16 protein-coding genes are annotated in these 12,548 nt (G+C 72.4%); 11 read left to right on the forward strand and 5 right to left on the reverse strand.

Annotated features, from left to right (window positions below; translation table 11 throughout):
* Positions 1-51: 51 nt before the first annotated feature.
* Both rpsN and rpmB read right to left on the reverse strand, forming a co-directional pair.
* Positions 52-357, reverse strand: a complete 306-nt coding sequence (rpsN, locus tag ACF07N_RS17450) for a 30S ribosomal protein S14 (RefSeq protein ID WP_383334483.1) — start codon at positions 355-357, stop codon at positions 52-54.
* Positions 357-593, reverse strand: a complete 237-nt coding sequence (rpmB, locus tag ACF07N_RS17455; RefSeq protein WP_311688767.1) for a 50S ribosomal protein L28 — start codon at positions 591-593, stop codon at positions 357-359. Before rpmB ends, rpsN begins: the two co-directional genes overlap by 1 nt.
* A 65-nt stretch (positions 594-658) precedes the next feature.
* On the opposite strand from rpmB, the gene rpmG reads away from it, so the two are divergent.
* The 5 genes from rpmG to ACF07N_RS17480 all read left to right on the forward strand — a co-directional run bounded on the left by rpmG (position 659) and on the right by ACF07N_RS17480 (position 3,376).
* Positions 659-823 carry a 50S ribosomal protein L33 gene (gene rpmG, locus ACF07N_RS17460; protein WP_030235952.1) on the forward strand — a complete coding sequence of 55 codons (165 nt, stop codon included), beginning with the start codon at positions 659-661 and terminating at the stop codon, positions 821-823.
* Between the two features lie 3 nt (positions 824-826).
* Positions 827-1,075, forward strand: a complete 249-nt coding sequence (locus ACF07N_RS17465; protein WP_383334480.1) for a type B 50S ribosomal protein L31 — start codon at positions 827-829, stop codon at positions 1,073-1,075.
* A gap of 4 nt (positions 1,076-1,079) precedes the next feature.
* A complete protein-coding gene (locus ACF07N_RS17470) occupies positions 1,080-2,282 on the forward strand; it encodes a CobW family GTP-binding protein (protein ID WP_392113486.1) in 1,203 nt (400 codons plus the stop codon).
* A 7-nt stretch (positions 2,283-2,289) separates the two neighbouring features.
* Positions 2,290-2,523 carry a 30S ribosomal protein S18 gene (gene rpsR / locus ACF07N_RS17475; protein ID WP_392113488.1) on the forward strand — a complete coding sequence of 78 codons (234 nt, stop codon included), beginning with the start codon at positions 2,290-2,292 and terminating at the stop codon, positions 2,521-2,523.
* Between the two features lie 634 nt (positions 2,524-3,157).
* A complete protein-coding gene (locus ACF07N_RS17480; protein WP_086847633.1) occupies positions 3,158-3,376 on the forward strand; it encodes a DUF397 domain-containing protein in 219 nt (72 codons plus the stop codon).
* 91 nt (positions 3,377-3,467) lie between these two features.
* Here ACF07N_RS17480 and ACF07N_RS17485 read toward each other — a convergent pair whose 3' ends face one another.
* Entirely contained in the window at positions 3,468-3,983 is a 516-nt protein-coding gene (locus ACF07N_RS17485) for an ATP-binding protein (protein ID WP_392113491.1), read from the reverse strand.
* A gap of 343 nt (positions 3,984-4,326) precedes the next feature.
* Here ACF07N_RS17485 and ACF07N_RS17490 point away from each other — a divergent pair, with 343 nt between their 5' ends.
* From ACF07N_RS17490 to ACF07N_RS17515, 6 genes are all read left to right on the forward strand, one after another.
* Positions 4,327-5,151 carry a helix-turn-helix domain-containing protein gene (locus tag ACF07N_RS17490; RefSeq protein ID WP_383334581.1) on the forward strand — a complete coding sequence of 275 codons (825 nt, stop codon included), beginning with the start codon at positions 4,327-4,329 and terminating at the stop codon, positions 5,149-5,151.
* Between the two features lie 74 nt (positions 5,152-5,225).
* On the forward strand, positions 5,226-6,689 hold the full coding sequence (locus ACF07N_RS17495) for an aldehyde dehydrogenase family protein (RefSeq protein ID WP_392113494.1): 1,464 nt from the start codon (positions 5,226-5,228) through the stop codon (positions 6,687-6,689).
* A 115-nt stretch (positions 6,690-6,804) separates the two neighbouring features.
* A complete protein-coding gene (locus ACF07N_RS17500; protein WP_392113497.1) occupies positions 6,805-7,356 on the forward strand; it encodes a DinB family protein in 552 nt (183 codons plus the stop codon).
* A gap of 10 nt (positions 7,357-7,366) precedes the next feature.
* Positions 7,367-8,008 (forward strand): PadR family transcriptional regulator, encoded by a 642-nt coding sequence (locus tag ACF07N_RS17505; RefSeq protein ID WP_392113500.1) that lies wholly within the window; start codon positions 7,367-7,369, stop codon positions 8,006-8,008.
* Positions 8,009-8,080: 72 nt separating this feature from the next.
* A complete protein-coding gene (locus tag ACF07N_RS17510) occupies positions 8,081-9,040 on the forward strand; it encodes an ATP-binding cassette domain-containing protein (RefSeq protein WP_392113502.1) in 960 nt (319 codons plus the stop codon).
* Positions 9,037-9,798: an ABC transporter permease gene (locus tag ACF07N_RS17515; RefSeq protein ID WP_392113504.1), complete on the forward strand. Its 762-nt coding sequence runs from the start codon at positions 9,037-9,039 to the stop codon at positions 9,796-9,798. Before ACF07N_RS17510 ends, ACF07N_RS17515 begins: the two co-directional genes overlap by 4 nt.
* 8 nt (positions 9,799-9,806) lie before the next feature.
* Here ACF07N_RS17515 and ACF07N_RS17520 read toward each other — a convergent pair whose 3' ends face one another.
* A complete protein-coding gene (locus ACF07N_RS17520; RefSeq protein ID WP_392113506.1) occupies positions 9,807-11,213 on the reverse strand; it encodes a glutamate decarboxylase in 1,407 nt (468 codons plus the stop codon).
* Positions 11,214-11,249: 36 nt separating this feature from the next.
* Positions 11,250-12,536 carry an ion channel protein gene (locus ACF07N_RS17525; protein WP_392113508.1) on the reverse strand — a complete coding sequence of 429 codons (1,287 nt, stop codon included), beginning with the start codon at positions 12,534-12,536 and terminating at the stop codon, positions 11,250-11,252.
* Positions 12,537-12,548 lie beyond the last annotated feature (12 nt).

Raw genomic sequence — 12,548 nt, forward strand, 5'->3', positions numbered from 1 at the left:
GAACGATCGCAGCAAGCTACCAGGGCCCGTCAAGAGCCCCGGGGCGGTGTCCTACCAGGACGATTTCCGCACACCCGGCAGATACCCGGCGTGCGCCTGCTCGCGCAGACCCACCCGGGACAGCCCGAAGGCCCGGAAGTAGCCGCGCGGGCGCCCGTCCACCTGGTCCCGGTTGCGCACCCGCGTGGCGCTCGCGTCCCGCGGCTGGCGGCGCAGTTCCGCCTGTGCGGCCAGGCGTTCGGCGTCCGTCGAGGAGGGCCGCCGGATGATCTCCTTCAGCTCGGCCCGCCGGGCGGCGTACCGCGCGACGATCTCCTGCCGCCGGTCGTTCTTCGCGATCTTGCTCTTCTTCGCCATCAGACCTTGCCTCCCCGGGCGCGGATCCGGGCCACGGCGGCCTCGATCCCGATCGTGTCGACGGTCTTGATCCCGCGGGCGCTCAGCCGGAGCCGTACGTACCGGCTCTCGCTCGGCAGCCAGTACCGCTTGGACTGGATGTTCGGGTCGAAGCGGCGGGACGTGCGCCGGTGGGAGTGCGAGATGCGGTTGCCGAAGCCCGGCTGTGCGCCGGTCAGCATGCAGTGCGCGGACATGGGTGGTGACGTACCTCTCTGTCTCCGTTGATGCAAATGGAAGTCGTTTTCAGTATCATAGCGGCATGGCACGCAACGAACTCCGGCCGGTCATCAAGCTCCGGTCCACCGCCGGGACCGGCTTCACCTACGTGACCCGCAAGAACCGCCGCAACGACCCGGACCGACTGACCCTGCGCAAGTTCGACCCGGTCGTCGGCCGCCACGTCGACTTCCGAGAGGAGCGCTGAGTCATGCGCAAGGGAATCCATCCCGAGTACCGGCCCGTCGTCTTCCGTGACCGTGCCGCGGACTACGCCTTCCTCACCCGCTCGACCATGACGAGCGAGAAGACGATCGAGTGGGAGGACGGCAACACCTACCCGGTCGTCGACGTCGAGATCTCCGACGTCAGCCACCCCTTCTACACGGGCACGGCCCGCGTCCTGGACACCGCCGGCCGCGTCGAGCGCTTCGAGCGCCGGTACGGAAAGAAGGGCTGATCCCGTGGCTGTCCCCTCTGCGCTCCCCGTCGTGATCGTCGGCGGGCTGCACGCCGACGCCCGCCGGGCGGCCGTGGACCGGCTGCTCGCCGAGGTGCCCGGCAGTGTCGTCCTCCACCACGACCTCGCGACGGCGGCCGCCGGGACGGTCGTGCGGACCGTCCGGGACGCCGGGGGCGTCCTGGACGCGGGGGAGGCGCCGCTCGTCAACGACTGCGCCTGCTGCGCCCTGCGCGAGGACCTGGTCCCGGAGCTGGAGCGGCTCCGGGACGCCGGTGCCACCCGGCTCGCGATCGTCGAGCTGTGGGACTCCGTCGAGCCCAAGGCCATGGCCGAGGTCGTCGCGGCCGGCGGGCTCACCGTCACCGGTGTGATCACCGCCGTCGACCCGGCCCTGGTCCTGCCGTACCTGGCCAACGGCGACGACCTGGCCGACGGCGGCCTCGCCGCGGCGGCGACCGACCAGCGCACGGTCGCCGACACCTTCGCCCGCCAGCTGGAGTACGCCCCCGTCCTGGCGGTCGCCGAGTCCCCCGAGGCCGACGACGAGGACCGGGAGCTGCTCGCCCAGCTGCACCCGACGGCCCTGCGGGTGCCCATCGGCCCGCAGGCCCCGCCCGTCTTGGACGGCGACGCCCTGACCGTGCCGACCCCGCGCTCGCGCCCGCTGACGCCCCTGGCCCGGGCGGCCTTCGCCGGCTTCGACGTCGAGGCGGCCGCCGCCGCCCAGCACCCGGCCTGCGCACTGCTGCCCGCCGAGGCCGACGCGCACGGCGTCTCCACCCTGGTCTTCGGCAGCCGCCGCCCCTTCCACCCGGAGCGGCTCTACGCCGCCCTGGAGGACCTGACCTGCGCGGCGGCCCGCAGCCGGGGCCGCTTCTGGCTCGCCGACAAGCCCGACACGCTGTTCCACTGGGACGCGGCGGGCGGCGCCCTGTGCGTGGAGAGCGCGGGCCCGTGGCTGGCGTCCCTGCCCGACGCGGCCTGGGAGATGGTCCCGCCGGTGCGCCGCGCCGCCGCCGCGCTGGACTGGCACCCCGAGCACGGCGACCGCTGCCAGCGCCTGGTCTTCACCTCGCCCGGCCTCGACCGGGACGGACTGCAGCGGCTGCTGGAGTCCTGCCTGCTGACCGACGCCGAGTACGCCGCCGGGCGCGACGCCTGGCAGCGGCTGCCGCACGCCTTCGACACCCTCCTGGAGGTCTGACCCCGCCATGCCCCGCAAGCCCGAGCGCAAGCCCTCGAAGAACCGGCCCAACCCCCTGGACCAGGCCGGGATCACGTACATCGACTACAAGGACACCGACCTGCTGCGGAAGTTCATCTCCGACCGCGGCAAGATCCGCAGCCGCCGCGTCACCCGGGTGTCGGCCCAGCAGCAGCGGCAGCTGGCCCGGGCGATCAAGAACGCGCGCGAGATGGCCCTGCTGCCGTACGCCGCCCGCTGAACGCGCCCCGGTCCGGGTGAGGTTCCCCACGCTTGACGCGTGGGGGCCGCGTACCCGCGGCACGGCCGGCCCGCGCCCGCGCCGCCGGGCCGGCCCGGGGCCGCCTTCGTGCCCGGTCGCCCGCCCCGCCTCGCCCTTCCGGTGGACCGCCGTCCGGACAGCCGGCGCGCACCGCGGGGTTCGTCACGCCCCCCGGGCGTCCGCCGGCGGTCCGAGCCCGGCACCGGCCGTCCGGACGACCTCCCGCTCCCGCGCACGGCCCGTTTCCCCCTGCTCCCGGCCGGTGCCCACCGCTTCCGCATGACGGCCGGCCGGCCCCTCCCGCCGCCGCACAGCCGCCCGCGCCCGCCGCCGAGCGGATGCTCCGCCTCCACCGGACCTCCGCCGGACCCCCCTGCTTCACCGCCGAACGGCGGGAACGCGCAGCGGGGCCGGGCCGTCCAACCAGGCAGGAGCTCCGGGGGAGCGGCCGTCACAGCTGTAACCGGAGGACCACCCCCCGTGCACGTGCATCTGCCCATGCATCTGCACTTGAACAGGGCTATGATCCGGGTCAGTTGACCGATGCATCAATGGCCACACCAGCCAGTGCACCACCGGGGAGCGACCTGTGGACCACGACGTGTACAACGGTATGGCGGCCACCAGGCTGCGCGGTGTGGCCTGGCAGAAGAGCCGGCACAGCAACTCGCAGGGCTCGTGCGTGGAGTTCGCCCGGCTGCCGGGCGGTGACGTGGCCGTGCGCAACTCCCGCTTCCCGGACGGTCCCGCGCTGGTCTACACCCGTGCGGAGATCGAGGCGATGCTGCTGGGCGTGAAGGACGGCGAGTTCGACCACCTGGTGGGCGGCTGACGACGGCCCGGGCCCCGGGAACTCCGGGCGACCGTCGCCTCACCCGCTGTGACGCGCGTAGAACCGCGGCGCGGGGATGCGCCGCGGTCTCTCATTCCGCGTGCGGCCGCGCTCCGGCCCGGGGCAGCCGGAACAGGGCCCAGACCACCTTGCCGCTGAGCGCGCCGGCCATCGGGTGCCAGCCCCAGCTGTCGCTGAAGGAGTCGACCAGGAACAGCCCGCGGCCCGACTCGGCCGAGAAGTCGTCGCTCTCCCGGGCGACCGGGCTCTCGTGGCTGGGATCGCGCACCGCGCACACCAGCCGCTCGGACCACCGCATCAAGTGCAGCCGCACGGGCGGCTCCTGGCCGCTCCCGCACGGGCCGGCCGTCGTCAGACCGTGCCGCAGGGCGTTGGTGACGAGTTCCGAGACGACGAGGCAGACATCGTCGAAACGCTCGTCCAGGTCCCACTGGCCGAGGGTTCTGCGGGTGAACTTCCGTGCCTCGCGCACCGCTTCGAAGCGGGCGGGAAGCGCACAGGAGGCGGCGTCGGACACGGCCGCGGGGTCGAGCGGCGGAAGGCCCTGCCGTAACGGCTCGAGCATGGTCGATCCATTCGTCCCCATGCGAGGCACTCCCGGGAATTCGCGGTCGGTGCGATGCGGCGGTGGTGCGGGACCATGGTTTCGGATGCGTACAGCAGATGCAAGGGCAGATGCACGTGCAGGTGACCGGATTAGGACGTCCCGTACCGCTTCTTGGTCAATTTTTCCGTCATCTTCGCGTCTCCTTCCGGCCGTTCACTTGCCTCTTCCTTCAGCACGTGCGCGTGCGCCGACTGTCTCGATTCCGTTTCCGTAACCGGGCGAGTACTGCTCGGAGTGTTTTAGTGGCAGACTTCGGCCCCTGAACACGTTGGGGAGGCTGGCGAACGTGAGCGCGGGAGAGCCGGGATCGGTGGTGCGGCGCATGCTGCTCGGATCACAACTCAGGCGTCTGCGTGAGGCGCGGGGGATCACGCGTGAGGCCGCGGGCTATTCGATCCGCGCCTCCGAGTCGAAGATCAGCCGGATGGAGCTGGGCCGGGTGAGCTTCAAGACCAGAGACGTCGAGGACCTGCTGACGCTGTACGGCATCACGGACGAGCAGGAGCGCGCCTCCCTGCTCTCGCTGGCCAGGGAGGCCAACGTCGCGGGCTGGTGGCACAGTTACTCGGACGTGCTGCCCAGCTGGTTCCCGACCTACGTCGGCCTGGAGGGCGCCGCCTCGCTCATCCGCGCCTACGAGGTGCAGTTCGTGCACGGCCTGCTGCAGACCGAGGCGTACGCGCACGCGGTGGTCCGCCGCGGCATGCAGGGCGCCAGCGAGGCCGACGTCGAACGGCGGGTGGCGCTGCGCCTGGAGCGGCAGAAGCACCTGGTCGACGAGCGCGCGCCGGACTTCCACATCGTCCTGGACGAGGCCGCGCTGCGCCGCCCGTACGGCGGCCGCGAGGTCATGCGCGGCCAGCTCCAGCACCTCATCGACATCTCCGAGCGGCCCAACGTGCGCCTGCAGGTGGTGCCGTTCAGCCTCGGCGGGCACTCCGGCGAGAGTGGCGCGTTCACGATCCTCAGCTTCCCGGAGTCCGACCTCTCCGACGTCGTCTACCTGGAGCAGCTCACCAGCGCGCTGTACCTGGACAAGCCCGAGGACGTCGCCCAGTACGAGAAGGCGCTCAAGGAGCTGCAGAGCGACAGCCCGGGCCCCTCGGAAAGCCGGGATCTTCTCCGGGGTCTGCTCCAACTCAGTTGACACGCCAGTACGATGACGTGTGATCAGATCGTGAAGACGCGATCGAGGGTCTGCCAGGGATCGAGGGATCACACATGTCGTCGTCCTACTTCACCGACCTCGCACAGCAGTACATCGACGGTGAGTGGCGCCCGGGCACCGGTTCCTGGGACATCATCGACTTCAACCCGTACGACGACGAGAAGCTGGCGTCGATCACCATAGCCACGGCCGACGAGGTCGATCAGGCGTACCGGGCGGCGGCCCGCGCCCAGAAGCAGTGGGCCGCGACCAACCCGTACGCGCGCCGCGCCGTCTTCGAGAAGGCCCTGCGCCTCGTCGAGGAGCGCGAGGCGGAGATCTCCGAGGCCATCATCGCCGAGCTCGGCGGTACGCGCCTGAAGGCCGCCTTCGAGCTGCACCTCGTCAAGGAGTTCCTGCGCGAGGCGGTCCATCTGGCGCTGGCGCCCGAGGGCCGGATCATCCCCTCCCCGGTGGACGGCAAGGAGAACCGTGTCTACCGGGTGCCGGTCGGCGTCGTGGGCGTGATCAGCCCCTTCAACTTCCCCTTCCTGCTGTCCGTCAAGTCGGTCGCCCCGGCGCTCGCCCTCGGCAACGCCGTGGTGCTCAAGCCGCACCAGAACACCCCGATCGTCGGCGGCTCCCTGGTGGCGAAGATCTTCGAGGACGCGGGGCTGCCGGGCGGCCTGCTGAACGTCGTCATCACCGACATCGCCGAGATCGGCGACGCCTTCCTGGAGCACCCGGTTCCCAAGGTCATCTCCTTCACCGGCTCCGACCAGGTCGGCCGGCACGTGGCCACGGTCTGCGCCCGGGAGTTCAAGCGCGCCGTCCTCGAACTGGGCGGCAACAGCGCGCTGGTGGTGCTCGACGACGCCGACGTCGACTACGCGGTCGACGCGGCCGTCTTCAGCCGGTACGTCCACCAGGGACAGGTCTGCATGGCCGCCAACCGCGTCCTGGTCGACCGGTCGGTGGCCGAGGAGTTCACCGAGAAGTTCGTGGCCAAGGTGAAGTCCCTCAAGGCGGGCGACCCGCGCGACCCGGAGACCGTCATCGGCCCGGTGATCAACTCCCAGCAGGCCGACGCGGTCACGGGCGTGGTCGAGCAGGCCCTCGCCGAGGGCGCCACGGCCCTGGTGCGCGGCGGCCGCACCGACAACCTCGTCGAGCCGTCCGTACTGACCGACGTGCCCGCCGACTCGGCGCTGCTGCGCCAGGAGGTCTTCGGTCCGGTCGTCTTCCTGGTGCCGTTCGACGGCGAGGAGGAGGCCGTGCGCATCGTCAACGACTCCCCGTACGGACTGAGCGGTGCCGTGCACACCGGGAACATCGAGCGCGGCGTGGACTTCGCCAAGCGGATCGACACGGGCATGTTCCACGTGAACGACGGCACGGTCCACGACGAGCCGATCGTCCCCTTCGGCGGCGAGAAGCACTCGGGCCTCGGCCGGCTGAACGGCGACACGATGCTGGACGCCTTCACCACGACCAAGTGGATCTCGGTGCAGCACGGCCGGAGCGGTTTCCCGTTCTAGGCCGCGCCGTGGAACCCGCGTGACGGTCCGGGCCCTTGCGGACAGAAGCTGACCGCAAGGGCCCGTAACTTCGTCGTTGTCAGGCAGCAGCCACCCAGACGAAAGGCGACCGGTCATGGTGACGCACGTGGGACCCGAGGCACCCGGAGACGAGCGCGGAGCGCTTCTGTCCTTCATCGCCGAGCAGCGCGGCGGCATCCGCAGGGCGCTGCTCGGCCTGACGGCGGAGCAGGCGTCGTCGCGGCCCAGCGCCAGCGATCTGTCCCTGGCCGGGCTGCTGAAGCACGTCGCGGAGGTCGAGCAGGGCTGGATCGCCCGGGCCAAGGGCGAGCCGCCGGCCGTCCGGCGCGACGAGTCGACCTGGCACGAATGCTTCGTGCTGGTGGGCGACGAGACCGTGGAGTCGCAGCTCGCGTACTACGAGAAGGTGGCCGCCGAGACGGAGGCCTTCATCCGCGCCGTGCCCAGCCTCGACGACACCTTCGAGCTGCCCGCGACCTCCTGGAACCCGAACGACCAGCGGCTGTCCATGCGCTGGCTGTGCCTGCACCTGATCCGCGAGACGGCCCGGCACGCCGGTCACGCCGACATCATCCGCGAGTCGCTGGACGGCCGGACGGCCTTCGAGCTGGTGGCCGCGGAACAGCAGGTGGCGGCCGGGTCCTAACCTGGACCGCATGTCAGCGATCCGTCTCCTCGTGCTCGGCGCGGTCCGTATGCACGGCCGCGCCCACGGCTACCAGGTGCGCAACGACCTGGAGTACTGGGGCGCGCACGAGTGGTCCAACGCCAAGCCCGGCTCGATCTACCACGCCCTGAAGCAGATGGCGAAGCAGGGACTGCTGCACGCGCACGAGACCGCCCCGTCCACGGCCGGCGGCCCGCCGCGCACGGAGTACGAGATCACGGAGCCGGGCACCGAGGAGTACTTCCGGCTGCTGCGCGAGGCGCTGGTCACCTACGACCAGCGCGGGGACGTGAAGACGGCCGCGGTCGGTTTCGTGGTCGACCTGCCCCGGGCGGAGGCGGTCGCCCTGCTCAAGGAACGCACCCTGCGGATCGAGCAGTGGCGGGCCTCCGTCCTGGAGCACTACGTGCCCGAGGAGGGGCCCGGACAGCTCGGCCACATCGGGGAGATCATGAACATGTGGGTCCACACGGCCGACTCGGAGGCCGAGTGGACCCGCGGCCTGATCGAGCGCATCGAGGCCGGCGCCTACACCTTCGCCGACGAGGGCGACCCGTTCGTGGGAGTCCTGGCCGAGGGCGAGGAGAACCCGTACGCGACGGGGGAGCCGCATCCCGGGGACGCCCTCTAATCAAGTTTGACGAATGCCCCGCCCCGCGTTACCTTCGAGCATGTAGTCAAGTTTGACTAGCGAGGAGGCTCAGTGGCCGAAGCGGCGATCACCGTCGAAGGCGCGGAGAAGAGGTACGGCGCGAAGAGGGCGCTGGACGGGCTCGGCCTCACGGTCGCGCGCGGCACGGTGCACGGGGTGCTCGGCCCGAACGGCGCGGGCAAGACCACCCTGGTCAGGATCCTGTCCACGTTGCTGCGGCCGGACGCGGGCCGGGTCGAGGTCGCCGGCCACGACGTGGTGCGCGAGGCCTACGCCGTACGGCTGCGCATCGGCCTGCTCGGCCAGCACGCGGCGCTCGACGAGGAGCTCGGCGGCCTGCAGAACCTGGAGCTGTTCGGCCGGCTGCACCACCTGGGCGCGCGGCGGGCACGCGCGCGTGCGGACGAACTGCTGGAGCGCTTCGGCCTGGCCGGAACCGGCCGCAAGGCGGTCCGGCAGTACAGCGGCGGCATGCGGCGCCGCCTGGACCTCGCGGCGTCCCTGATCACCGAGCCCGAGGTGCTCTTCCTCGACGAGCCGACCACCGGGCTCGACCCGCGCGGCCGCGCCGAGGTGTGGAACTCCGTGCGCTCCCTGGTCGGCGGCGGCACGACCGTCCTGCTCACCACCCAGTATCTGGAGGAGGCCGACCAGCTCGCCGACCGCGTCTCGGTCGTCGACGCGGGCCGGGTGATCGCCGACGGAACGCCGGACGAGCTGAAGGCCGCGACCGGCGGCGACCGGATCGACGTGGTCCTGCGCGACGCGGGCCGCCTGGCCGAGGCCGCCGCCCTGCTGCCGCTCGCCGGGGTCACCGTGGACCCGGACCGCCGGCTGCTGAGCGCCCCGGTGACCGACCGGATGGAGGCGCTGTCCGGGGTCGTACGGACCCTGGAGGGGGCCGGGATCGAGGCGGAGGACGTGGCCCTGCGCCGCCCGACGCTGGACGAGGTGTTCCTGCACCTCACCGGAGACGACAGCGGCGACCGCCGAGTGAAGGAGGCCGCGTGACCGCCCACGCCCTGACCGACTCCTGGACCATGACCCGCCGGGAGTTCGCCCGCTGGGGACGGCAGCCGGTCCAGCTGGCCGTCGGCCTCGCCTTCCCGGTGATGCTGCTGCTGATGTTCGGCTACCTGGTCGGCGGCGGCCGGGGGGTGAGCGGGGACTACCGCGACTACCTGATCCCCGGCATGCTCGCGCTGACCATGGCCTTCGGCCTGGAGAGCACGATGATCGCCGTCACCCAGGACCTCGGCAAGGGCGTCATCGACCGCTTCCGCTCGATGCCCATGGCCGACGGGGCGGTGCTGGTGGGCCGTGCCGCCGCCGACATGCTCCAGTCGGCGCTGACCCTGCTGGTGCTCGTCGGCGTGGGCGCCGCCCTCGGCTGGCGGCCCGGCGGCGGCCCGGCGGCCCTGCTCGCCGCCCTGGGCCTGCTGCTGCTGTTCCGCTTCGCGATGCTGTGGGCCGGCATCCACCTGGCCCTGGTGGCCGGGAAGCCGGAGCTGGTCCAGGCGGTGCAGATCCTCGTCTGGCCGGTCGGCTTCCTGTCCAACGCCTTCGCCACCCCCGGCTCGATGCCCGGCTGGCTGGGCACGGCCGTGGAGTGGAACCCCCTGTCCCACACCGCCACGGCCGTGCGCGACCTGTTCGGCGTGCCCGGCACGGAGTCCGGGCACGTGGGGTGGGCGGTCGTCTGGCCCCTGGTCCTGCTCGCGGTGTTCTTCCCGCTGGCGGTCAGGAGGTTCGCGCGGCTGAGCCGGTAGGGGCGGCCCTAGTGGTGGAAGCCGGTCGCCGCGTCCCTGTCCCGGGTGAGCGGGCGCGGCTGCCGGCGCAGCTCGGGCAGCAGCCGTTCCAGGTCCTGCGCGAGCAGGTCGGCGAGGTCGGCGGAGAAGCCGTTGCGGCACACCACCCGCAGCACGGACAGGTCCTCGCGGTGCGCCGGGAACGTGTAGGCGGGCACCAGCCAGCCGTGCTCCCGCAGCCGCCGCGAGACGTCGAACACGTCGAAGGCCGTGACGTCCGGCGCGGTGGTGAAGGCGAACACCGGCAGCTGGTCGCCCCGGGTCAGCAGCCGGAAGTCGCCCAGCGCCTCGATCCGCCCGGCCAGCCCCGTGGCCACGTCCCGGGCGGCCTGCTGCACCGCCCGGTAGCCGTCCCGGCCCAGCCGCAGGAACGTGTAGTACTGCGCCACGACCTGGGCGCCGGGCCGGGAGAAGTTCAGCGCGAACGTCGGCATGTCGCCGCCCAGGTAGTTCACCCGGAACACCAGCTCCTCGGGCAGCGCGTCCGCGTCCCGCCACAGCGCCCAGCCGACGCCCGGGTAGACGAGGCCGTACTTGTGCCCCGAGGTGTTGATGGACGCCACCCTCGGCAGCCGGAAGTCCCACACCAGGTCCTCGTCGAGGAACGGCGCGACCATCGCACCGGACGCCCCGTCGACGTGCACGGGGATGTCGAGTCCGGTGCGCTCCCGCAGCGCGTCCAGCTCGGCGCACAGCTCGGCGATGGGCTCGTAGGAGCCGTCGAAGGTGGAGCCCAGGATGCCGACGACGCCGATGGTGTTCTCGTCGCACAGCTCGGCGGCGGCCCGCGGGTCGAGGTGGAACCGCTCGCCCTCCATGGGCACCAGCCGCGCCTCCACCTCCCAGAAGGTGCAGAACTTCTCCCAGCAGACCTGCACGTTGACGCCCATCACCAGATTGGGCCGGGCGCTCGGGTAGCGGTCGGCGTTGCGCCGCGCCCAGCGCCGCTTCAGGGCCATTCCGGCCAGCATGCACGCCTCGCTCGACCCGGTCGTCGAGCAGCCCACGGCGGCCGCCGGGTCGGGCGCGTGCCACAGGTCGGCGAGCATCGCCACACAGCGCCGCTCCAGCTCGGCCGTGCGCGGGTACTCGTCCTTGTCGATCATGTTCTTGTCGCGGCACTCCGCCATCAGCACCCCGGCCTCCGGCTCCATCCAGGTGGTGACGAAGGTGGCGAGGTTCAGCCGCGCGTTGCCGTCGAGCATCAGCTCGTCGCGGACCAGCTGGTGGGCGGTCGCCGGGGCCATGGGCCCGTCGGGCAGCCGGTGCGTGGGCGGGGCCTCGGCCATGTCGCCGACCGGGTTGGCGGGGCCGTAGAAGGGGTTGACGGACAGCCGGCGGTCACCGGAGCGGCGGGTGCCTTCGTCGAGCGGCATGGGAGCCTCCAGGAGGGGGTCGACAGGGGGTGGGGGTCAGCGGACCGCCGTGCCGTCCTCGCGCAGCTGCATCTGGGGACGGCCCGTCACCAGCAGCCAGGCGGGCAGCGAGGCGACGCAGAGCAGGGCGATGATCTGCGGTGAGGCGACCAGGACCGCGGCGACGAACAGGCTCACCCAGGCCTGCCGGGTGATCGCCAGCAGGATCCCGAGCACCGCCGCCGACACCCCGACCGCCGGGTGCACCCCGGACACCAGGGCGTGGGCGCACAGCCCGAGGGCGGTGCCGACGAACACGGCCGGGAAGATGCGCCCGCCCCGGAAGCCGCAGGACGCGGCGACCAGCAGCGCGGCCAGCTTCACCAGCGCCAGCAGGGCGTACTCCCCGGCCGTCCTGCCGTCCGGGTCGTGCGCCAGCTCGGCGATCTCGTCGAGGCCCTTGAACAGGGTCAGATGGCCGCCCAGAGCCGCGAGACCGCCCAGCACGAGACCGCCCGCCGGGAGCATCAGCATCGGGTGCCGCAGCGCCCGGAAGGCGCCGTGCACGGACGGGAAGGCCCGCACGGCGGCCATGCCGAGCAGCGCGCCCGCCGAGGCGATCACGACCGCCGCCAGCAGGTCGCTCCAGCCGGGCCGGCCGAAGGGCGGCAGGTCCAGATCGAAGCTCGGGTGGTCGATCAGGGTGGCGGTCAGCGCCCCGGCAGCGCCGGCCGTCAGCGGCGCGAAGACGTTGTCCCACAGCAGTCCGCGCGTCTCCTGCCGGGCCAGCGCCTCGGAGATGACCAGCGCCGCCGCCACCGGGGTGCCGAACAGGGCGCCGATGGTCGCCGCCTCCGCCAGCGCGGGCCAGATCCGGCCCGGCGCGCGGGGCAGGGCCCGCGCCCCCAGCCAGGCCGCCAGGGCGACGTTCACCGTGATGATCGGGTTCTCCGGGCCGAGGCTCGGCCCGCCGGCCAGCATCAGCGCGGTCGCCAGCAGCAGTCCGGGCAGCACGGCCGGCGGCAGGACGGGGGCGTCCAGGCCGACGGTGGCCGGATCCGGTCCCGCGTGACCCGGCGCCCGCCACACCACGAGACCGACCGCCACCCCGGTCGCGGTGAGCATCACGACCATCCACAGAGCGGAGTACCGGCCGACCCCGAGCGCGTCCGGCAGCGGCCCCCACAGCACCTTCTGCAGCTCCTCGGCGGCGGCGCTCACGCCGACCAGCACGAGGGCACAGAGCACCCCGACGGCGGCCGCGGGCACGATCGACGGCAGCAGCACGCGCGCGGGGGTCGCCGGGGTGACGGAGGGCGCCCGCTGCTCGGTGTCCTGGACCACGGGCACACGATA

The organism is Streptomyces sp. NPDC015242, assembly GCF_043079125.1.
In the GTDB taxonomy this organism is placed as follows: Bacteria; Actinomycetota; Actinomycetes; order Streptomycetales; family Streptomycetaceae; genus Streptomyces.